Consider the following 20,134-nt stretch of genomic DNA (forward strand, 5'->3'; position numbering starts at 1 on the left):
GCCGCGGGTCCCTCGCCGGCGTGGCCCCACCCACCGGCTCCCACGTCTCGCTGCGGGACCCTCGCCGTTGTGGGCCTATCCGGCGGAGGACCATCCTCCCCATAGAATGGACGGATGACTGTAAGCGTTGCGCCCCGCCCTGACATCCAGGAGGGCACCCGGACCGGAACAGAGGAGGCCACAGGCTCCCTGACGGCCCCGGATATCCCCTGGAACCTGGTGATCTGGAACGATCCCGTGAACCTCATGAGTTATGTCAGCTACGTTTTCCAGAGCTACTTCGGGTACTCCGGGACCAAAGCCAACAAGCTCATGATGGAGGTCCACAAAAAGGGCCGCTCCATCGTCGCTTCGGGCAGCAAGGAACAAGTGGAACGGCACGCAGTGGCCATGCACGGCTTCGGGCTGTGGGCCACGGTGGAGAAGGCCAGCGGCGGTCCGGGCGGAAAGTCCGGCAAGTCCGGCGGCTCGGGCCAGGGTAAGGGGAAACGTGGCTAAGGCATTCAAATACGGCCTCAAGGGCATCACCGGTTACCTCGAACCTGCTGAACGCGAGCTCCTGCGCAGCCTGATCGATGACGTCATCTCCATGCTTGAACCCGAGGAGCGGGCAGGGCAGGATCCGCTGGCGGCCCTGATCGGCCTCGACATGGACGTTGCCGCGCCCTCCGACCGGGCGGTCCTGCGGTTGCTGCCGGACGTTATGAAGAATGACGACGACGCGTCCCTGGAGTTCCGCCAGCTCACCGAGCGTTCACTCCGGGAAACCAAGATCGGCGCCCTCCGGGCTGCCGCCCTGGACCTGGACAAGGACGAACTGGTCCTCACCGGCGACGGCCCCCGGCATTGGTCCATGGCCTTGAACGACGTCCGCCTGGTCCTGGCCGAGCGGCTGGACATCCGCGACGAGGAGGACGCCGGGCATGTGCACCTGATGCAGGACTGGTCCCAGGCCGAGGACGTGGAAAGCTACCTGGCGCTGGTGTACAACTTCGCCACCTGGCTGCAGGAATCCCTGGTCCAGGCCATGCTGGCGTCCATGGAGACCCGCAGGTGAGCGCGGCGGCCCCGCTGTCCTGTGACCTACCAGACATGAGTTCCAGGGCACAACATGATGGCTGAGGCTGCCGGGAAGACCTATCCTCGAATAATCATGACAACAGCCCCGAGCATGGAGCCGCCAGCGGATGCTGACCCGGTGTCCGCAGCCAGCGACCTGCCAGTCGCCGCGCTGGAATCCCGCCCCATCGGTGTGTTTGATTCCGGCGTGGGGGGGCTGACCGTTGCCCGCTCCATCATCGACCAGCTGCCCAATGAAGCCATCCTTTACGTGGGGGACACCGCGCACGGACCGTACGGCCCGCTGCCCATCGCCGAAGTCCGCGCCAACGCGCTGGGGGTGATGGACGAACTGGTGGATTCCGGTGTGAAGCTGCTGACCATTGCCTGCAACTCGGCGTCGGCCGCCGTCCTCCGGGACGCGAGGGAACGCTACACCGCCAAGTACGGCATCCCGGTGATCGAAGTCATCCAGCCGGCCGTCCGCCGGGCGGTTGCCGCCACGCGCACCGGCCGGGTGGGGGTGATCGGCACGTCCGCCACAGTGGGCTCCCGCGCTTATGAGGACACCTTTGCGGCCGCCCCGGACCTGGAGATCACCTCCGTGGCCTGCCCCGAGTTCGTCAGCTACGTGGAAGCAGGCATCACCACGGGACCGGCCCTGCTGGCCATCGCGGAGGAATACCTGGCTCCGCTGAAGGCAGCCAATGTGGACACCGTGGTCCTGGGCTGCACCCATTACCCGCTGCTGACCGGCGTCATTTCCTTTGTGATGGGGGCCGACGTGACCCTGGTGTCCAGTGCTGAGGAAACCGCCAAGGACGTGTACCGGGCCCTGGCCACCCGCAACCTGCAGCGCACCGACGCCACGCCGCCCGAACACCACTTTGTTGCCACGGGCGACGCCGGTCAATTTGAGTCGCTGGCCCGGCGTTTCCTGGGGCCTGAGGTGCTGTCCGTCCGGCACGTGGACCACGTGGCGGCCCAGTACCCCACGGGCAGCCTGGCCCGGATCACCCCTGAGATGATCGCTGCGGCCCAGAGCGCCCGGAACCGTCCGCGGATTTCCAACTTCGTGGGGGACCGCCTGGCGGGGACCGCCCGTGACGGGAGGCCTGGCCTGTGAAGCTCACCATTGTCGGGTGCACCGGCTCGTTTCCCGGCCCCGGCTCGCCGGCGTCCTGTTACCTGCTGACCGCCACGGACGGTGACCGGACCTGGAAGGTGGTGATGGACCTGGGCAGCGGCGCCCTGGGCGCCATCCAGCGGTACACCGACCTGGAGGACATTGACGCGATCTTCCTTACGCACCTCCACCCGGACCACTGCATGGACCTGTGCGGGCTGCACGTTGCGGTGCGCTGGAAGCCCGGCGGCTGGGACGGCGGCAGGATCCCGGTCTGGGGTCCCGCAGCCACCGCCGACCGGATGGCCACCGCCTACGGGCTGGACCTGGACCCCGGGATGCACGAGGAATTCGACTTCACCAACTGGGCCGAGCGCAAGCCGGTGACTGTTGGCCCTTTCACCGTGACCCCATACGCCGTGAACCATCCCGTGGAGGAGGCCTACGCCCTGCGCGTGGAAGTGGTGGAGCCGGATAAGGACGGCAACCCGGTCACCCGTGTCCTCACCTACTCAGGAGACACCGATTCCTGCCCGGGCCTTGAAGAGGCTGCCAGGGATGCCGACCTTTTCCTTTGCGAAGCGGCCTTCGAGGAAGGGCGAGACGACGGCATCAAGGACGTCCATTTGACCGGCAAGCGGGCGGGGGAGGCCGGAGCCGCGGCCGGCGCGCGCCGGCTCCTGCTCACGCACATTCCGGTCTGGACCTCACCCACCACCGTGATGGCCGAGGCCCGGCCCGTGTTCGGCGGCGACGTGGCGGTGGCCGTGGCCGGGGTGCATTACACCGTCTAGAGCCCGGAAGGGTGCTGGCGCAGCGGAGCCGGATCGTGTATGTTATCGATATTCGTTATTAACGATCATCGATAATCCGGGGGATTCATGAATATGGCAACGCAGCGCAGGTCGGCTGGACCAAAGCAGTTTGTATCACGCGTGGACGCCATCGCCATCATGGCGGGTGCGGCGCTGGCCGCCGTGGCCAGCACAGTCTGGACCGTGTCCGGCGTCGTTGCCACCTTGACCGGGCCGGTGACCCTCACCCTGCCCCTGAACGACGCTTCCCAGCAGCCCGGGGGACTGTTGCTGGACGCTACCGCCCGGTTCAGCGCCATCGAAGCCACCATTCCCGTGCTGCCCTCCGCGGAGGCGGCCCAGTTGGCCTGGGCAGGAGTCTTGAACCAGCTCAGTTTCCTCGCCGTTGCGGCGCTGCTCTTCCTGCTCGCCTTCCGGCTGCAGCGCCGGAGCCTGTTCACCCCGTCGTCGTCCTGGATCATCATCGGCTGCGGCCTGCTCCTTGCCGGAGCCGGCTCCGTGGCGCAGGTCCTGGACGGCCTCGCCCGCACCGGCGCAGCCCGGTTGATTGGGGCGCCGGGCCGGCCCGGCGATGTGCTGTTTGCCGGCGACTTCAATGCCGCGCCACTGATAGCGGGAACCGTGCTGGTGCTGGTTGCCGGCGCCTTCCAGTTTGGGCGCCGCCTGCAGAAAGACACCGAGGGGCTCATCTGATGCCGGCTGAGGACTACTCGGCCATCCACTGCAGGCTCGATGAGCTGCTGGCAGAACGCGGCATGAGCCTGACGGAGCTGAGCCGGCTGGTGGGCGTCAGCCTGGTGAACCTGTCCGTCCTGAAGAACGACAGGGCCAAAGCCATCCGGTTCTCCACCCTCACTGCGCTGTGCGGGGTCCTCAATTGCACTGTGGGGGACCTGCTGACCCACGAGCCCGGCCAGGGCTGACCGGGCTCCGGTGGCACGGCCTCCGGGCTTCAATGGATAAGCTGAAGGCATGACTTCTGAAGCAACCGCAGTGCCCGTAGTGCGCGCCGATGGCCGCACCCCCGACCAGCTCCGTCCCATCAGCATCACCCGGGGCTGGTCCAACCAGGCCGAAGGCTCGGCACTGATCGAGTTCGGCAACACCAGGGTCCTGTGCACCGCTTCGCTGACCGCAGGCGTTCCGCGCTGGCTTAAGGGTGAAGGCCGCGGCTGGGTCACCGCCGAGTACGCCATGCTGCCCCGCGCCACCAACACCCGCTCCGACCGGGAATCCGTCAAGGGCAAGATCGGCGGCCGGACCCACGAGATCTCCCGCCTGATCGGCCGCTCGCTGCGCTCCATCATCGACACCAAGGCATTGGGCGAAAACACCATCGTGCTGGACTGCGACGTCCTGCAGGCCGACGGCGGCACCCGCACCGCCGCAATCACCGGCGCCTACGTGGCGCTCGCCGACGCCATCCGCTTCGCCCGCGACAACAAGCTGATTGCCCGCAACGCCCAGCCCCTGGTGGACACCATCGCCGCCGTCTCCGTGGGCATCATCGACGGCGTTCCCATGCTGGACCTGCCCTACGTCGAGGATGTCCGCGCCGAAACCGACATGAACGTGGTGGTTACCGGTTCCGGCAAGTTCGTAGAGGTCCAGGGCACCGCGGAAGGCGCCCCGTTCGACCGCGCCGAGCTGGACCAACTGCTGGACCTGGCCCTCCTGGGCACCACGCAGCTCGCCGCCATCCAGCGCGAAACGCTGGCAGACACGCTGTGACGGCCGCTCCCCGGTTGGTGCTCGCCACCCACAACGCGGGCAAGCTGCGTGAACTCCGGGAGTTGCTGCGTGGCCAGGTGCCCGGGCTCGACGTCGACACCCAGGTGGTGGATGCGGCGGCAGCAGGTGCCCCGGACGTGGTGGAAACCGGTGTCACCTTCGCCGAGAATTCGCTCCTTAAGGCACGCGCTGTGGCCGCTGCCACCGGCCTGGTGGCCATAGCGGACGATTCAGGCCTGGCGGTGGACGTGATGGGCGGCGCCCCGGGGATCTTCTCCGCGCGCTGGGCCGGCCGGCACGGAGACGACCAGGCCAACCTGGAGCTCCTGCTCAACCAGGTCGCCGACGTTCCGGACGCCCACCGCGGCGCTGCGTTTGTCTGTGCCGCGGCACTGGCCGTCCCCGGCACCCCGGAGGAGCCGGGCCGCGAAGACGTGGAATACGGCCAACTGGAGGGCACGCTCCTGCGGGCTCCCCGCGGCGCCGGCGGGTTCGGCTACGACCCCGTCCTGCAGCCGCTGGGCGGCGACCGGAGCTGCGCCGAACTCTCTGCCGAGGAGAAGAATGCCATCAGCCACCGCGGCAAAGCCTTCCGGGCATTGCTGCCGGCCATCATCTCCGCCCTGCAGGAAGCCGGCGAGTAACGCCGTCGGACGTTCCTGACCTGCCTTAACGCCGAAGGGCGCGCCCACGTGTCAGCGGTGGGCGCGCCCTTCGGCGTTTGTCGCTAAAGAACTCAGCGCTGGTCGGGCCGGTGGCTGCCGGTGTCCCGGGGCGTTTTGTGCTCGTCCTCAGGGGTGTGCTCCTCGATGAACTCGGCCACGGGGTCCGTGCCGTAGGCCTTGGCCTGCCGCTTGGCGGAAAGGCCACGGAGCACCTCGACGCCGATGGGCAGGACCGAGACCAGCACGATGAGGATAAAGATGATGTCCAGGTTGTCCCGGACCCACGGCACGCGGTCGCCCAGGAGGTAGCCCAGCAGCGTCACGCCGCCGCCCCACAGCACCGCACCGATGACGTTGTAGAGGAAGAACTTGCGCTTATCCATCTGCGCCACACCCACGATCACCGGCACAAAGGTCCGGATAATGGGCACAAAGCGGGCCAGGATCAGTGCTTTGCCGCCATGCTTTTCGAAGAACGCGTGGGCGCTCTCGACGTTCTCACGCTTGAAGAGCCGCGAGTTGGGCTTATTGAAGATGGCGGGCCCGGCCTTGGAGCCGATGAGGTAGCCCGTCTGGTTGCCGATGATCGCCGAAATGATGATCAGCAGGGCCAGCAGCCACACGTTGAACTTGATGGTATCCGTGGCCACAAGCAGGCCGGCGGTGAACAGCATGGAATCGCCCGGGAGGAAGAAGCCCACCAGCAGGCCCGTTTCGGCGAAAACGATACCGCACACAAGCAGCACCACCCAGGGCGCCAGGGCGGGATCGGCCAGGAAGATCTGGGGGTTCAGCCAGTCGGGGAGGAACGAGGCCAGCTGCGGCTGGACCGGTCCTGCACCGCCCAGCGTGGACACAGCAAGGTCATTCAGGAGAGGGATGTTCACCTTCCAAGGGTACTTGACCTGCATGTGCCGTCCGGTGAGGCCACCCCCTAAGCCGTCGGCCGCCGTCGTCCGCGTGATATCCGTGACAGGGCCGCCCCGGTAACGTGGAAACGGCCCGGCCCGGCGGTAAAGTGTGGGCGTGGGTTTGGATTTTACGGCGATTGACTTCGAGACGGCGAACGGGTTCAGGGGCTCCCCCTGCGCCGTGGGGCTGACCAAGGTCCGCGGCGGCCGTGTGGTGGAGGAAGCGTCCTGGCTGATGCGCCCGCCCCCGCGCCACGACCACTTTGAGTACCACAACACCCGTATCCACGGCATCACCTCAGCCGACGTGGCATTGCAGCCGCGGTTCGGCGACCTGTTCCCGGAGATCGGCGCCTTCATCGGCGGCGATGTGCTGGCCGCCCACAACGCGGCCTTTGACCTCGGCGTGATCCGCTCGGCCCTGGAAGTCTCCGGCCTTCCCGGCCCGGCCTACGACTATGTGTGCACGGTGATGCTGTCGCGGCGGTGCTATTCGCTGGTCTCCAACTCGCTGCCTTTCGCCGCGGAGGAAGCCGGTGTGCCGCTGGTGAACCACCACGACGCCGCCGAGGATGCCCGCGCCTGCGCCGGGATCCTGATCGACATCGCTGCGCGCAACGGCGCCAACAGCGTGGCGGAGCTGTACCTGTCGCTGGGGCTGGTGATGCCCCGGCAGGAGGCGTTTGACCCCGCCATCGACCCGCTCTCCAAGCCCAGCCTGGCCGCCCTTTCCTCGGGCAACGGCGCTGCGCTGTTCCGGCCCTTCCAGTCGGGCTGGCCGGAGGAGGGCGCCAACCCGGAGCCCAACCCGGCCGCCGCACCGGGGCATCCGTTGCATGGCCAAACCATCGTGTTCACCGGTTCGCTGTCCATCGGCCGGCCCGAAGCGAAAATCCGGTCCGCGGAACTTGGTGCCCGTCCCGAGAGCCGGGTAACGGGCCGCACCACCGTTCTGGTGGTGGGCGACGGTTTTGTGGCCGCAGACCTCCGGTCCGGCCGGCTCACGGGCAAAGCCAAACGCGTCCTGGAGCTCCACGACCGGGGCCAGGCCATCGAGGTGCTGTCCGAGGGCGAATTCCTGCAGATGGTGGGAAGTTTCGCGGCGGCCGGCGCCTGATCATCCCGCTGCCGGTCATGCGGCGCAACAAAGCTTCCAAGCCGGGGACTCCGCTCCTAGCCTTGGGCCATGAGCTCCCTTTTTGCGTTCCCCAATCCAGTCAACGAATACGCCGCCCGGGTGACGGCGGGACTGGTGGTGGTCCTTGCCCTGGCCACGGCGGTGACAGGCTCCGTCTGGGGGCTGCTTGCCCTGGCCGCAGGGTTCTGGCTCCGGGTGCTTTTCGGTCCAAGGGTTTCGCCGTTGGCCCTGCTCTCCGTCAAGGTCATCACGCCGTGGTTGGGGAAGGCCAGGCTGGTGCCGGGGCCGCCGAAGCGTTTTGCGCAGGGCCTCGGAGCCGCAATCTCCACCATTGCGCTGCTGCTGTTCCTGGCCGGCGCGGCACCTGCCGCCTGGACGGTGCTGGGACTGCTGGTGGTGGCCGCCTCGCTTGAGGCCGTCCTGGGCTTCTGCGCCGGCTGTGTCATCTTCGGGTTCCTGCAGCGCCGCGGCCTGATCCCGGCGGACGTGTGCGAGGCCTGCAACAACATCAGCCTTCGCCGGTCGTAACCTTCACCAGCAGCTCGCCCATTCCGCGGATCACCTCAGGCGCTTCCAACGCCTCCAGCCAGTCGGCCGGGAGGCAGTCCGTGCCGTAATGCGCGCCCAGGATGTTGCCCGCGATGGATCCGGTGGAATCGCTGTCCCCGCTGTGGTTGACCGCCAAGGCGACGGCGGCCCGGAAATGCCGGACCGGGCGGGGCTCGCCGTTGTCCGCGGCGTCCGTGGGGATTGTGGCCAGGACAGCGTAAAGCGCGACGGCGAACGCCTCCTCCGCCACCCAGCCCTCGCCAAGTGCCGCCACCAGTTCCTCCGGTGCCACCACGCCCTGCCCGGCAAGCCGCAGCGCGGCGTCGAGGCGCCCCGGCAGTTCCGGGGCGACGTCCTTCACGGTGGCTGCATGGGCTGCCACGGTGGCTGCCGCCCCGGCCAGGGTTTCGCCGGCCACAAGGTGGTGGATCAGGAGGCTGAACACCCCGGCGCTTTGCCGGGCAGAAGGGTGGCCATGCGTGAGGGAGGCGGCGTCGGAGCTGAGTTTGTAGACGGCGTCGGCCGTGATGTGCGGGATCAGCCCGAACGGTGCCGATCGCATCACCGTGCCGCACCCTTTCGACTCCGGGTTGACGGGCCGGATTGAGGTGCCCATTTCTCCGGTGGCAAGGCCAGAGAGACAGGCTTTGCCGGGGTGGCGTTGCTGGTGGAGGACGGCGTTTGAATCAATCCAGCGCGCTTGCGGTGCAGGCGCCCGGGGGCCGGCCTCGACACCCTGCGTGGCCAGCCAGCGCAGGTAGGACAGCCACAGGCAGGCGTTGGCGTCTGCGCCGACACCCGAGTTGGCCCACTCCAGCGCCTCCACCAGCCCGTCCACGGTGTAGAGGGTCATTTGGGTGTCATCGGAGAAATGGGCTGGGCGGTCGAGGGCACCGAAGCCCTGCAGGCCGCTGTTGCCGAAGCGGGACCGGATTGTTGCCATGGAATCGAACTCCACCGCGTAGCCCAGCGCGTCTCCCAGGGCACCGCCCAGGAGGCAGCCGTGGATGCGGGACTTCAGGGCGGGGCCGGGCTGGCCGGATTCGTTGCTCATGCTGCAAATTTACCGTGGCAGGGTGGCCGGCCCGAGCCACGGGCCCGCGGCAGTGCCCGCTTGAGGGCACCTCCAGCAAACCCACAGCCTGGACTGGAAGAGTGTTGGGGTTGCCAGCGGCAACACTGCCATCCACCCCTGACTTAAGGTTTCCCATGCGCACGCCTGCCCCTGCCCGGTCCGATACCCGTCAGCCGGATGCTGCCGGCGAATCCCAGCAGGGCGGACTGCTGCCCCGGCTGGCCGCCGAAGCTTTCGGCAGCCTGTTCATCACCGTGGTGGCCCTGGGCGTTCCGCTGTTCAGCATTCCGCAGACCAGTCCGCTGCCTTCGGCTTTGGCCGCGGGCCTGGCCATCACTGCTGCCATGATCGCCTTCGGACACGTCTCGGGCGGTCACTTCAACCCGGCCATCACGGTGGGCCATCTCCTGGCCGGGCGGATCCGCGCCGGCCGCTCGGCAGCGTACGTCGCCGCACAACTGGCGGGGGCCTTGGTTGGCGCGCTTGCCCTCTTCGGTGTCCTGAGTACGCTTCCCGGCATCCAGGACAGCCGCACGGCATTCGCCACGGTGACCGCCGGCTTTGCCGAGCACTCGATTGTGCAGGCGCCGCTGGGTGCCGTGCTGCTCTTGGAGCTGCTGGGCTCCATCATCATCGTGGCCGTGTTCCTGGGCGCGGGATCGCGTGCCAACACCGCCCGGGCGGCCGCCCCGGTGGCCGTGGGCCTGGCCTTCGCCGCGCTTCTTCAATTGGGCCAGACTCTGGGCAACCTTCCCTTCAACCCCGCCCGCGCCCTTGCTTCGGCGGTCTTCAGCCCAGGATGGGCGGTTGAGCAGGTCTGGGTCTTCCTGCTGATGCCACTGGTGGGCGGCACCATCGCGGGCCTGCTGTTCCGCGTTTTCGACTCTGCCGCTGCTTCGACGCCGGTGGCAGCCATCGACGGCGGCGACCCCGCAGCTGATACCGCGGATGACGTCGCCGCGGCAGGGGGCCGGTCTGGTGTTGACGGCCAGGACGACGGCGGCTTCCGGGACGCTGCCGACGGCGGCGACGCGTCCGCCGTCGACGGTTTCCTGCCGGAATCCGAACCTTCCCGGCAGGGCCCGGCGGGCGCCGCCGCAACTCCTTCGGCCAGTACCGACGAGGCCCGGGAATTCTTTGACGGAAAGCGCGGCTGATGCGCCCCGCTGCGGCGGGTGCGCAAACTGTCGGTGCCAGCCGCTAGCGTAGAAATATGCGGTTATTACACACCTCGGACTGGCATCTGGGCCGGTCCTTTCACGGCGTAGGCATGCTGGACGCCCAACGGGACTTCATTGACCAGCTGGTGGCGGCCGTCAGCGGTCACAACGTCGATGTGGTCCTGATTGCCGGCGACGTCTACGACCGCGCGCTGCCGGGCGTGGACGTGGTCCGGCTCCTGGATGATGCGCTGGTGCGGATCACCGAAGCCGGTGCCATGGTGGTGCTCACCAGCGGAAACCACGACTCCGCCATCCGGCTGGGCTTTGCCGCCAGGCTCCTGGAACGCGGGGGAGTGCACCTGCGGACCCGGGTGGAACACCTGGCCCAGCCGCTGCTCCTGCCGCTCGGGGAGGACCCTGACGGGGCCTCCGCCCAGCTGGCCATTTACGGCATTCCCTGGCTGGAACCACGGCTCGTCGCGGACCAGCTGGGCGTTCCGGCCAGCCATTTCGAAGTGACACAGGCCGCCACCGGGCTCATCCGCGCCGATCTGGCGGAACGTCCCGGTACCGTCCACTCGGTGGTCCTGGCGCACACCTTCGCCACCGGCGGCATCAGTTCCGACAGCGAGCGGGACCTCAGCATAGGCGGCGTGGGGGCCGTCCCGCTGGATCTGTTTGACGGCTTCAGCTACACCGCACTGGGCCACCTGCATGGCAGGCAGCAGCTGTCGCCCCAGGTCAGGTACTCCGGCTCCCCGCTGGCGTATTCGTTCTCGGAAGCGGGCCACCGTAAGGGCGGCTGGCTGGTGGACATCGAAGCAGGGGGCGTCACCGCTGTCCAGGAAATCCACTGGGAAGCGCCCCGGGAGCTCGCTGTTCTCCGCGGCCATTTGGCTGAACTTCTGGCCTCGCCGGACCACGCGTGGGCGGAAACCGCCTACTGCCAGGTCACCCTCACGGATCCGCAGCGTCCCGCCCGGGCCATGGAACAGCTGCGGCAACGGTTCCCGGACACCCTGGTCCTGGGCTTCGACCCGGACGGGGCCACAGCGGCAAGCACCGCCACCTACAGCAGCAGGCTGGCCGGCGCACCGGACGACCTCGCCGTCTGCTGCGGATTCCTGGACCACGTGCGTGGCCGCGAACCTGATCCGGACGAAACCGCAGCACTGGCCGCAGCGATCGAGAACGTGCGCCTGCAGGAGGTGTCCCGATGAGGATCCACGCACTTCGGATTTCAGCGTTCGGGCCGTTCGCCGGTACGGAGGACATCGACTTCGACCGGCTCAGCGCGCATGGCCTGTTCCTGCTCAACGGCCCCACGGGTGCCGGCAAGACCAGCGTCCTGGATGCCATCTGCTTCGCCCTGTACGGCTCTGTTCCGGGTGCCCGGCAGGACGGCAAGCGGCTCCGCAGCGACCATGCGGAGCCAGGCCAGGAACCTGCTGTCACCTGCGAGTTTTCCGCACAGGGCCGGCGGTTCGAAGTGACCAGGTCACCGGCCTGGGACAAACCCAGCGCCCGCGGCAAAAACGGCTTCACCACCCAGCAGGCCAAGACCCTCCTGCGCGAGCGGGTGGGCGGCGCCTGGCAGGAAAAGTCCGCCCGCAATGATGAAGCAGGCGCCGAGATTCTGGCCCTGCTGGGGATGGACCGTGAGCAGTTCACCCGGGTGGTGATGCTGCCGCAGGGCGATTTCGCCGCGTTCCTCCGTTCCAAGGCGTCGGACCGGCTGGAACTGCTGCAGAAACTGTTTGGCACCCAGCGCTTCGAATCCCTGGAACAGGAACTGTCCCGCCAGGCCCAGGCGGCCAAGGAAAGTGTGGCCGCGCTGACAGCCCGGCTGGGCGTCTTGTTTGGCCGCGCCGAATCGGAGGCCGCGGCCCTGGAGTTGGCCACTGAGGATGCCCCGGCCGCCGAGACTGCTGAGCGGCTGGAATGGCTCACCGACGCTGTTGAAGACCGGCTCGGCGAGCTGACGAAGGCCGCTTCGGCGGCGGGTACGGCCAGCACGGCCCGCGCCGCCGAAGTGGAGGCGGAAGCAGCCCGCCAGGACCGGCGTGCCAGGCTCGAAGCCGCGGACGTCCGGGCGCAGGCAGTGCACAGCTCTGCCGCGCAGGTCGCCAGCCAGCTCGAACGGCTTGACCGCCACCGCCAGGCGGAAGTCCTGGCCGCACACCTTCAGGGTGTTGACTCCGCAGCGGCAAAGGTGGCCGGTGCAGCCTCAGCAGCCGAATCAGCACTGACCCTGCTCCGGTTGGCGGCGGCGGAAGACCCGGAATTGGCCCGGTTGGAGCTGGACCAGGAGCAGGATCTGGAGCAGGCCGGGCGCTCCGGGACGGCGCCGCTGTCCGGCGCCACGGCGGAACTGGGACGGCTCCGCTCGCTGCTGGCCGTGGTGGAAGCCCGCGTGCCGGACGAAGACCGGCTGCGGGAACTTCGCACCCGGCACACCACCCTTGCGGGCCGGCACCACCTGGCCGGCAAGGCGCTGGCGGACCTGGACAGCCGCGAAGTCCGGCTGGGTGCCGATCGCAGCGCGCTGATGGCGGGCCTGCCGGACCTTGAGCTGCGCGCCGGGGCCGAACCGTTGTTGAGCAAGGAGGCTGCTGCTGCCGGGGAACTGCTGGACGTGGTCCGCCGCCATGCCGCGGCCCTCACCGGCCGTACAGCTGTCCACCTCCGGTACGAACAGGCCCGGGAAGTCCGGTTGGAAACCAAACGCGAGTGGCTCGATCTACGCGAAGCAAGGCTGGCCAACGCCGCCGCCGAGTTGGCCGCCCATCTGCTTCCCGGCAGCCCCTGTCCTGTCTGCGGCAGCGGCGAGCACCCGCTTCTTGCGGCATCCGGCCACGGCGGCCCAGGCCTGGCCCAGGCGGAGGAGGCTGCGCAGCAGGAGCACGAGGCGGCCGAGGCCGCATTTGTGCAGGTCAGCAGGGAACTGTCGGACGCAGACCAGAAGATCGCCGTCCTGGTCAGCCAGGGTGGCGACACCCCGGAGGAGCAGGCACGCCAGGACGCACACGATGCCCGGGAGGCGGCCCGCGCCGCCAGGGACGCCGCGGCCGAACTCGCCACAAAGCGGGAAGAGCTGGCGAAGACGGATGACGCCATTGCCGCCACGGCCAAAGCCCGCGCTGCCACGGAAGCGGAACTGGCGCAGGCCGCCGCGGAGCTTGCCGGCCTGGCGGAACAGACCGAAACCCTGGACCAGGCGTTGCTTGAGCTCCGCAACGGGCATCGGAGCCTGCCGCAGCGCCTGCGGGCCCTGGAAAAATCGGCGGCAGTCCTCGCCAAGGCCCTGGACGGACAGGAACGACTGGACCGGGCACGGGCAGCGGCCGCTGAGGCGGCGGAACAGCTGGAGCAGGCATTGCCGGGGGCAGGATTCAGCAGCCCCGACGAAGCCCGGGAGCGGTTGCTGGCCGGCGCGGAGGCAGCCTCGCTCCAGGCACAGGTCCGGGCCGCGCAGGACGAAGCCGCGCGTGTGGCTGAACTGTTTGCCTCCCCGGACCTGGTCCAGGCCCGGGAGGAACAGGCCGCCGGGCCCGGAGCCGGCACCGATGGACTCCTGGCCCTTCGCGGGGCCGCTGCCGCTGCCCGCGAGGAAGCGAGGCAGGCGGACCTCGCCGCCGGTCTGGCCGGGCGTTGCCTCGCCGCGCTGCAGGCAATGGGCACCGAATACGCTGACCTGACGGGGGCGGCCCGGGGGCCCGCCGAGCGTGCTCAGATGCTGGCCGGCCTGGCGGACGCCGCAGCCGGCCGGGGCGAGAATACTTACCGCATGAGCCTGAACAGCTATGTCCTGGCCGCCCGGCTGGAACAAGTGGCCCTGGCCGCGTCGGAACGGCTGGTGGCCATGAGTGATGGCCGGTACCTGCTCCAGCACACCGACGCCAAGGCTGCCCGCGGCGCCAAGTCCGGCCTGGGCCTGGAGGTTGTGGACCAGTGGACGGGATTCCGCCGGGACACCTCCACCCTGTCCGGCGGTGAGTCCTTTATGGCCTCGTTGTCGCTGGCCCTCGGGCTGGCGGACGTGGTCCAGCAGGAAGCCGGCGGCGTGGAAATTGAGACACTTTTTGTGGACGAAGGTTTTGGCAGCCTCGACGAGCAGTCACTGGAACAGGTCATGGACGCTCTGGAAGGCCTGCGGGATGGCGGCAGGGTGGTAGGCCTGGTCAGCCATGTGGGGGAGATGAAGCAGCGGATTGGGACCCAGCTCCAGGTCATCAAGGCCAGGACCGGGTCCACGCTGCGCATTACCGACGCCCTGGACCTGCCCGGGTAGCGGCGCCGATATACTGGAACAGTTACCGGGTTTCGCGCATCGGGAGGAGGGACGGTGCGCAGAGAGTAAACGAGCCCGGAAATGACGCCACAACCTTCTCCCGCTGCAACCAACAACACCCTTGAGGCCGGCCCCGCCACCGCTGCCCCGGTGGGCCGCTTCGCCCGCCTTCCACAGCTGGCCGGCCGCAGTTTCCTGCCTCTGGGCCTCTTCGCCCGGCTGCCGCTGGCCATGCTCACGGTTGGCACGCTGACCCTGGTCACCTCCGTCAGCAGCTCCTACGCCATTGGCGGAACCGCTGCCGGGGCCGTAGGCATCGGTTCGGCCCTTGGCGCGCCGATGCTCGGTGCGCTGGCAGACCGGCGCGGCCAACGCCCTGTCCTGCTGGTGGCCGCTGTCCTCAATACCCTCGCCGTTGTGTCGCTGATCGTCGCCGCCACCACCATGGGCCAGGCTGGTGGGTTCCCCGTATTTGTCCTGGCGACGGCGTTCCTGGCCGGCGCCAGCTGCCCGCAGGTGGGGCCGCTGGCCCGGGTCCGCTGGATGGCCCTGGCCTCCCGCGGAGTGCCGGCGGATAACAACCGCGACCTTGACACGGCACTCTCGTACGAAAGCACGGCAGACGAAGTGACCTTCGTCCTGGGGCCTGCCCTGGTGGGCATCCTCGCCAGCCTGCTGGCGCCCTGGCTGCCGCTTGCCCTCGCCGCGGCCATGACCATCACGCTGGTCCCGGCGTTCGCCTCGCACCCGACGCACCGCTCGGTGCCGGTCAGCCGCCGCAGCGCAGGATCAGGCTCCGCAGCGCAGGAACCTGCAGCCAAAAAACTGCCGCCGGCCGTGATCCTGCCGGTGGTGGCAATGGTCTGCATGGGCACCTTCTTCGGCTCCACCCAGGCCGCACTCAGCGCCTTCTCGGCAGGGTTCGGCGGCTCGGAGCTGGCCGGCCTGCTGTACGCCGCCATGGGCCTGAGCTCCGCCGCCGCCGCACTCTCGGTGGCCTACTGGCCGCGCCGGTTCAGCCTTCCGCTGCGGTGGATGGTGTCCGCCTTCGCCATGGCCGCGCTCGCCGTCCTGTTGCTGCTTCCCACGTCCCTCGGCGCCATGGTAGCCGTCCTGCTGGTCCTGGGCCTTCCCGTGGGACCGGTGATGGTCACCGTCTTCTCCGTGGGCGGCATGGTGGCCCCGGCCCGGCGACTGGGCACCGTTATGACGGCCTTGGCCAGCGGTATCGTGGCCGGCACGGCCCTGGGCTCCTCCATCGGCGGCCAGCTGGCACAGACCAGCGGGTATGCAGCGGCGTTCATTGTCCCCGTAGCGGCTGCTTTGGCGCTGGCCCTCCTGGGTGCGGCAGCCGCCGTCGGACTCCGCCCGAAAGACCCGGGCGCTACTGACGCGCCGCGGACGGCAGCGTAAGGATCTCGGCTCCGTCGGCCGTGATGGCAATGGTGTGCTCACTGTGGGCGGTCCGGCAGCCGGTGGCGCTGCGCAGGGTCCATCCGTCCGGGTCCGTGACCAGTTGGGCAGTGTCAGCCATGACCCAGGGCTCAAGCGCCAGCAGCAGGCCCGGACGCAGTTTGTAGCCGCGTCCGGGCCGGCCGGTGTTGGCGATATGGGGGTCCTGGTGCATCGTGGAGCCGATGCCGTGGCCGCCGAACTCCGTGTTGACCGGGTAGCCGGCCTCGGTGAGGACCGTGCCGATGGCGTGGGACAAATCGCCGATCCGGGCCCCCGGACAGGCAACGGCGATCCCGGCTGCCAGGGCGCGCTCCGTGGCGTTGATCATGGCAACGCTGGCTGCCGGGCGGGCGGCGCCCACCAGGAAGCTGATGGCGGAATCAGCCGCGACCCCATCCTTGATGACAGCGAGGTCAAGGGTCAGCAGATCGCCGTCGGCAAGGGTGTAATCGTGAGGCAACCCGTGCAGCACGGCGTCGTTCACTGCAGTGCAGATGTAGTGCCCAAAGGGCCCACGGCCAAATGAGGGAGCATAGTCCACGTAACAGGACGTGGCCCCGGCCTCGAGGATCATGGCCTTGGCCCACCTGTCGATGTCCAGCAGGTTGGTGCCCACCGTGCTGCGGGCCTTGAGGGTGTGCAGGATGTCTGCCACCAGGGTCCCGGTGACCTTTGCACGGGTCAGCTCGGCGGGGTTCAGGATTTCGATCATGCAGCGCCTCCAGGCATCATTTTCCAATAACTATACCGGCCATATTATCCCGGTACTATAGTTGGTGCCATGGTCAGGTTGCCCCTCACACCCGAAGAAGTCGAGCGCGGAGAACGCCTCGGCGCCCTCCTCCGCCGAGCCCGCGGACAGCGTTCCATGCTGGAAACGGCCCTCGCAGCACGGGTTTCACCGGAAACGCTCCGCAAAATCGAGACCGGCCGGGTTGCCACGCCTGCTTTTCCCACCATCGCCGCGATCGCTGACGTGCTGGGCCTTTCGCTGGACGAGGTATGGGCCGGGATCAATCCACCCGCCGGTGGCACCGCCCAACTCGACGGCCGCGGCGCGCCGCAGCGGTTGGCATCCTGACCGGGTGCATCCTCGGACCGGCTTTACCCGGTTACGCCAGCAGGGCCTCGATCCGGGCCGCACTGGCCGCGAGCGCTTCGCCTACAACTGCAGGGCCGTGCGCGGACCGGATGTAAACCACGGCGAGTGCGGCCGGCCTGCCGCCGGGCACCCGGACCGGTGCCGCCAGTGACGACACGCCGGGAATGACCTCGTCATGGCTGGCGGAGTACCCCTGCCGCCGGGCCTCTGTGGCTTCCGGCCGGTAGGCGATCCCGGTTCCCAGGCGCTCCCATTCGGCTTCGGTCAGGGCGGACTGGATGGCGATGCCCGGCGCGCCGGCATTGATGGGATGCCGGCTTCCGGGGTGCTGGGCCACTGTTGCGCCGGCGTGCCGGGGCTCCACCGTGACCAGCGTGATGCAGTCATGGTGGTCCCACAGCGCCACAAACGCCGTCATGTCCAGGGTGTTGGCGAGGTGGGTCAGCTCCGGCATTGCTGCTGCCTGCAGGTTCCTTGACACCCCGCGGGCCAGGACGGCGAGTCCCGGTCCCGGCATCAGCTTGCCGGCGTTGTCCCGCTCCAGCAGTGAGTGGTCCTCGAGGGTGCGCAGGATGCGGTACGCCACGGAGCGGTGCACGGCCATGGCGTCCGCCAGTTCCGCAATGGTCAGGGGGCCGGGGGCGGCAGCCAGGATCTCCAGCGCACGGATGCCGCGCGAGAGGGTCTGCGACGGGGGTGCCGCGGCCGGTGCCGCTCCGGCCGGTGCTGCAGCGGAGGAAGTCATGGCATCCATCCTAGGCCGCCACGATCCCAGGGGACCGGCCCGGCGGCGCCTGCGCCACCTCGCCATCAGGCTGGCGCCGGCACGCCACCCGCCAGGGTCCCTGCACCCAAACAACGTTGAATTTTGCCGCTTTGCGTGTCCTGACTCACATTTTCGTAGTACCCTGCTTACTAACTGACCGTTCTGTCGGTAATTATGAAGGCGTCCGGTGGCATCCCCGCCGAATAAACAATGGAGTTTCAATGACCACACCTTCCCAGGTGGACACCCTTACCGGCCCCAGCAGCAGGCACGAAGAACGCAAAGTCCTCGCCGGCACCCTGGTGGGCACCACCATCGAGTGGTACGACTTCTTTATCTTTGCCCAGCTGACGGCGACGCTGCTGTCCCCGCTCTTCCTGGCACCGCTGAACGAATCAAACCCGGGCCTGGCCCAGATCCTCTCCTTCGCCCTGATCGGCATCAGCTTCCTGTTCCGGCCGCTCGGCGCCGTGGTGGCGGGCCACCTCGGGGACCGCCTGGGCCGCAAGGCCATGCTGGTCTTCACGCTGGTGATGATGGGGGCCGCCACGGCCCTGATCGGTATGCTGCCCACCTACGCCCAGATCGGCGCCTGGGCCCCGGTCCTGCTCATCCTGCTCCGTGTTGTCCAGGGCTTCTCGGCCGGTGGCGAGTGGGGCGGTGCCGCACTGATGGCCGTGGAGCACGCACCCCTGAATAAGCGCGGCCTCTTCGGCGCCTACCCCCAGATCGGCGTGCCGGTGGGCATGATCCTGGCCACCGGGTTGCTCTACTTCCTCAACACCGGAATGTCCAAGGAGGACTTCGCGGCCTGGGGCTGGCGGCTGCCGTTCCTGCTCTCCATCGTCCTGATTGTGGTGGGCTACCTCATCCGCCGCGCCGTGGCCGAAAGCCCGGTCTTCCAGGAAATGGCCCTGCGGAAGAAGGAAAGCAAGGCGCCCCTGGGCGAGCTGGTCCGCAACCACAAAAAGCCGGTCCTGTACTCCACGCTGATCTTCATCGGCAACAACGCCGCCGGCTACCTGTTGATCGCGTTCTTCATCTCCTACGCCACCCGCATCCTGAAGATGCCCACCCCGCAGATCCTGCTGGCCACCACGCTGGCGTCCTTTGGCTGGCTGATCTTCACGTTGGTGGGCGGCTGGCTTTCGGACCGGATCGGCCGGGTGAAGACGTTCGTGACCGGGTACGCGATCATCTTTGTGTGGATGATCCCCATGTTCGCCCTGATCGACACCAAAAACATCTGGCTTTACGGGCTTGCCCTGTTTGTCCTCACCATCGGACTGGGCCTCTCCTACGGGCCCATGTCGGCCATGTATGCCGAAATGTTCCCCGCTAACGTCCGGTACTCCGGCATCTCCATCGGCTATGCCTTCGGCGCCATCCTCGGCGGCGCCTTTGCGGCCACCATCGCCGAATTCCTGCTGCAAAGCACCGGGTGGACCGGCTCCATCGGCATCTACATCATGGTGCTTTGTGTCATCTCGGTGGTTGGTGTGGTGCTCGCCAAGGAGACCAAGGGCAACCCGCTGGGCGTCAGCGGCGGCCACCACTAGGAACCTTTCCACGCGCCCGACGGCGGGCCGGACCACGGCGGTCCGGCCCGCCGTCGGACGTTAATCGGCAGCCGCTGCCAGGAAACCGAGCGCGTCCGCGTCCGTCAGTTGGCCGAAATTCCGGTAGAAGCTGCCCACGGCGCGGAACTTGCCGGGCAGGTGCAGGCACAGCACGGCGTCGCAGACCCGTTCCAGGGACGTCTCCGCCTCCACGGACCCCACGGGCGCCGCCGCCACCACGGCTGCCGCGTTGCCGGCCCGGACCGCCTCGACGGCAGCACGCATGGTGGCTCCCGTAGCCAGCCCGTCGTCCACCAGCAGCACCGTTTTTCCCGCCAGGTCCAGGCTGTATTCCGGGTACCGGGCCGCACGCCTGTGCAGTTCGGCGCGTTCCTGGGCCTCCACGGCTTCCAGCTGCTCCCGGCCGACCCCATGGGCCAGCACACGGTCCAGCAGCGGCCGGTTGAGGAGCCGGACGGTGCGTCCGCCGGACCGGGCCAGCGCCCCGTACGCGGTTTCCGGATGCCCCGGGATGCCCAGTTTCCGGACCAGGACAGCGCCTAACGGCAGGAACAGGGCCTGGGCGGCGGCAGCGGCCACGGGGATCCCGCCCCGGGCCAGGCCCAGCACCACGGTGTCCGGCCGTTCCCTGAATTGGGTCAGGACCGACGCCAGCTGCCGGCCGGCGTCGGTGCGGTCCTCAAAGCGCGTTCCCATGTGTCCCTTCCG

21 protein-coding genes are annotated in these 20,134 nt (G+C 68.4%); 16 read left to right on the top strand and 5 right to left on the bottom strand.

All coding sequences use genetic code 11. From position 1 onward, the window contains the following. Positions 1-114: 114 nt before the first annotated feature. The 8 genes from clpS to rdgB all read left to right on the top strand — a co-directional run bounded on the left by clpS (position 115) and on the right by rdgB (position 5,375). Positions 115-498, top strand: coding sequence for an ATP-dependent Clp protease adapter ClpS (gene clpS, locus QRN07_RS09820; RefSeq protein WP_050685530.1), 384 nt, complete (start codon positions 115-117; stop codon positions 496-498). Continuing rightward, entirely contained in the window at positions 491-1,057 is a 567-nt protein-coding gene (locus tag QRN07_RS09825; protein ID WP_056597275.1) for a DUF2017 domain-containing protein, read from the top strand. The genes clpS and QRN07_RS09825 overlap by 8 nt, the downstream gene beginning before the upstream one ends. A 114-nt stretch (positions 1,058-1,171) precedes the next feature. Then, entirely contained in the window at positions 1,172-2,185 is a 1,014-nt protein-coding gene (gene murI / locus QRN07_RS09830; RefSeq protein ID WP_285240999.1) for a glutamate racemase, read from the top strand. Further along, positions 2,182-2,979, top strand: coding sequence for an MBL fold metallo-hydrolase (locus QRN07_RS09835; protein ID WP_285240957.1), 798 nt, complete (start codon positions 2,182-2,184; stop codon positions 2,977-2,979). Before murI ends, QRN07_RS09835 begins: the two co-directional genes overlap by 4 nt. A 141-nt stretch (positions 2,980-3,120) precedes the next feature. Continuing rightward, positions 3,121-3,693 (top strand): hypothetical protein, encoded by a 573-nt coding sequence (locus QRN07_RS09840; RefSeq protein WP_285240958.1) that lies wholly within the window; start codon positions 3,121-3,123, stop codon positions 3,691-3,693. Next, a complete protein-coding gene (locus QRN07_RS09845; protein ID WP_050685525.1) occupies positions 3,693-3,923 on the top strand; it encodes a helix-turn-helix domain-containing protein in 231 nt (76 codons plus the stop codon). The genes QRN07_RS09840 and QRN07_RS09845 overlap by 1 nt, the downstream gene beginning before the upstream one ends. A 49-nt stretch (positions 3,924-3,972) precedes the next feature. Beyond that, positions 3,973-4,731, top strand: a complete 759-nt coding sequence (gene rph, locus QRN07_RS09850) for a ribonuclease PH (RefSeq protein ID WP_050685524.1) — start codon at positions 3,973-3,975, stop codon at positions 4,729-4,731. Next, positions 4,728-5,375, top strand: coding sequence for an RdgB/HAM1 family non-canonical purine NTP pyrophosphatase (rdgB, locus tag QRN07_RS09855; RefSeq protein WP_056597284.1), 648 nt, complete (start codon positions 4,728-4,730; stop codon positions 5,373-5,375). Before rph ends, rdgB begins: the two co-directional genes overlap by 4 nt. Before the next feature lie 92 nt (positions 5,376-5,467). On the opposite strand, the gene QRN07_RS09860 is transcribed toward rdgB, so the two are convergent. Then, complete coding sequence (locus tag QRN07_RS09860; RefSeq protein ID WP_050685534.1) at positions 5,468-6,268, bottom strand: DedA family protein; 801 nt, start codon at positions 6,266-6,268, stop codon at positions 5,468-5,470. 154 nt (positions 6,269-6,422) lie between these two features. Here QRN07_RS09860 and QRN07_RS09865 point away from each other — a divergent pair, with 154 nt between their 5' ends. Both QRN07_RS09865 and QRN07_RS09870 read left to right on the top strand, forming a co-directional pair. After that, the gene (locus QRN07_RS09865; protein ID WP_056597488.1) at positions 6,423-7,424 is read left to right on the top strand and encodes a 3'-5' exonuclease; all 1,002 of its coding nucleotides are present in this window, start codon (positions 6,423-6,425) and stop codon (positions 7,422-7,424) included. A gap of 69 nt (positions 7,425-7,493) precedes the next feature. Next, positions 7,494-7,973: a DUF4395 domain-containing protein gene (locus tag QRN07_RS09870; protein WP_050685522.1), complete on the top strand. Its 480-nt coding sequence runs from the start codon at positions 7,494-7,496 to the stop codon at positions 7,971-7,973. On the opposite strand, the gene QRN07_RS09875 is transcribed toward QRN07_RS09870, so the two are convergent. Beyond that, positions 7,954-9,048 (bottom strand): ADP-ribosylglycohydrolase family protein, encoded by a 1,095-nt coding sequence (locus QRN07_RS09875; RefSeq protein WP_285240959.1) that lies wholly within the window; start codon positions 9,046-9,048, stop codon positions 7,954-7,956. The two genes, QRN07_RS09870 and QRN07_RS09875, sit on opposite strands and share 20 nt — an antisense overlap. 155 nt (positions 9,049-9,203) lie before the next feature. Between QRN07_RS09875 and QRN07_RS09880 the strand changes: the two genes are divergently transcribed. The 4 genes from QRN07_RS09880 (at position 9,204) to QRN07_RS09895 (ending at position 15,936) form a co-directional block, all read left to right on the top strand. Continuing rightward, positions 9,204-10,226 (top strand): MIP/aquaporin family protein, encoded by a 1,023-nt coding sequence (locus tag QRN07_RS09880; RefSeq protein ID WP_050685520.1) that lies wholly within the window; start codon positions 9,204-9,206, stop codon positions 10,224-10,226. 56 nt (positions 10,227-10,282) lie between these two features. Beyond that, a complete protein-coding gene (locus QRN07_RS09885; RefSeq protein ID WP_056597289.1) occupies positions 10,283-11,452 on the top strand; it encodes an exonuclease SbcCD subunit D in 1,170 nt (389 codons plus the stop codon). Next, positions 11,449-14,523: an AAA family ATPase gene (locus tag QRN07_RS09890; protein WP_285240960.1), complete on the top strand. Its 3,075-nt coding sequence runs from the start codon at positions 11,449-11,451 to the stop codon at positions 14,521-14,523. The genes QRN07_RS09885 and QRN07_RS09890 overlap by 4 nt, the downstream gene beginning before the upstream one ends. A gap of 81 nt (positions 14,524-14,604) precedes the next feature. Continuing rightward, entirely contained in the window at positions 14,605-15,936 is a 1,332-nt protein-coding gene (locus tag QRN07_RS09895; protein WP_050685517.1) for an MFS transporter, read from the top strand. Here QRN07_RS09895 and map read toward each other — a convergent pair. Further along, positions 15,908-16,690 (bottom strand): type I methionyl aminopeptidase, encoded by a 783-nt coding sequence (gene map / locus QRN07_RS09900; RefSeq protein ID WP_285240961.1) that lies wholly within the window; start codon positions 16,688-16,690, stop codon positions 15,908-15,910. The genes QRN07_RS09895 and map overlap by 29 nt on opposite strands. A 69-nt stretch (positions 16,691-16,759) precedes the next feature. On the opposite strand from map, the gene QRN07_RS09905 reads away from it, so the two are divergent. Then, on the top strand, positions 16,760-17,059 hold the full coding sequence (locus QRN07_RS09905) for a helix-turn-helix domain-containing protein (protein ID WP_056597296.1): 300 nt from the start codon (positions 16,760-16,762) through the stop codon (positions 17,057-17,059). Positions 17,060-17,090: 31 nt separating this feature from the next. On the opposite strand, the gene QRN07_RS09910 is transcribed toward QRN07_RS09905, so the two are convergent. Further along, the gene (locus QRN07_RS09910) at positions 17,091-17,825 is read right to left on the bottom strand and encodes an IclR family transcriptional regulator (RefSeq protein WP_285240962.1); all 735 of its coding nucleotides are present in this window, start codon (positions 17,823-17,825) and stop codon (positions 17,091-17,093) included. Positions 17,826-18,067: 242 nt separating this feature from the next. On the opposite strand from QRN07_RS09910, the gene QRN07_RS09915 reads away from it, so the two are divergent. Continuing rightward, positions 18,068-19,405 (top strand): MFS transporter, encoded by a 1,338-nt coding sequence (locus tag QRN07_RS09915; protein WP_050685513.1) that lies wholly within the window; start codon positions 18,068-18,070, stop codon positions 19,403-19,405. A 60-nt stretch (positions 19,406-19,465) separates the two neighbouring features. Here the strand turns inward: QRN07_RS09915 and QRN07_RS09920 are convergent, their stop codons facing one another. After that, complete coding sequence (locus QRN07_RS09920; RefSeq protein WP_056597301.1) at positions 19,466-20,122, bottom strand: phosphoribosyltransferase; 657 nt, start codon at positions 20,120-20,122, stop codon at positions 19,466-19,468. Positions 20,123-20,134: the final 12 nt, after the last annotated feature.

Origin of the sequence: Pseudarthrobacter sp. MEB009, assembly GCF_030208875.1 — a bacterium.
GTDB lineage: Bacteria > Actinomycetota > Actinomycetes > Actinomycetales > Micrococcaceae > Arthrobacter.

Coding starts and splice junctions, on each gene's coding strand:
- QRN07_RS09915 (WP_050685513.1), top strand. CDS start 18,068: ATGACCACACCTTCCCAGGTGGACACCCTTACCGGCCCCAGCAGCAGG.
- QRN07_RS09875 (WP_285240959.1), bottom strand. CDS start 9,048: ATGAGCAACGAATCCGGCCAGCCCGGCCCCGCCCTGAAGTCCCGCATC.
- murI (WP_285240999.1), top strand. CDS start 1,172: ATGGAGCCGCCAGCGGATGCTGACCCGGTGTCCGCAGCCAGCGACCTG.
- QRN07_RS09920 (WP_056597301.1), bottom strand. CDS start 20,122: ATGGGAACGCGCTTTGAGGACCGCACCGACGCCGGCCGGCAGCTGGCG.
- QRN07_RS09845 (WP_050685525.1), top strand. CDS start 3,693: ATGCCGGCTGAGGACTACTCGGCCATCCACTGCAGGCTCGATGAGCTG.
- QRN07_RS09880 (WP_050685520.1), top strand. CDS start 9,204: ATGCGCACGCCTGCCCCTGCCCGGTCCGATACCCGTCAGCCGGATGCT.
- map (WP_285240961.1), bottom strand. CDS start 16,690: ATGATCGAAATCCTGAACCCCGCCGAGCTGACCCGTGCAAAGGTCACC.
- QRN07_RS09885 (WP_056597289.1), top strand. CDS start 10,283: ATGCGGTTATTACACACCTCGGACTGGCATCTGGGCCGGTCCTTTCAC.
- clpS (WP_050685530.1), top strand. CDS start 115: ATGACTGTAAGCGTTGCGCCCCGCCCTGACATCCAGGAGGGCACCCGG.
- QRN07_RS09905 (WP_056597296.1), top strand. CDS start 16,760: ATGGTCAGGTTGCCCCTCACACCCGAAGAAGTCGAGCGCGGAGAACGC.
- rph (WP_050685524.1), top strand. CDS start 3,973: ATGACTTCTGAAGCAACCGCAGTGCCCGTAGTGCGCGCCGATGGCCGC.
- QRN07_RS09895 (WP_050685517.1), top strand. CDS start 14,605: ATGACGCCACAACCTTCTCCCGCTGCAACCAACAACACCCTTGAGGCC.
- QRN07_RS09890 (WP_285240960.1), top strand. CDS start 11,449: ATGAGGATCCACGCACTTCGGATTTCAGCGTTCGGGCCGTTCGCCGGT.
- QRN07_RS09870 (WP_050685522.1), top strand. CDS start 7,494: ATGAGCTCCCTTTTTGCGTTCCCCAATCCAGTCAACGAATACGCCGCC.
- QRN07_RS09910 (WP_285240962.1), bottom strand. CDS start 17,825: ATGACTTCCTCCGCTGCAGCACCGGCCGGAGCGGCACCGGCCGCGGCA.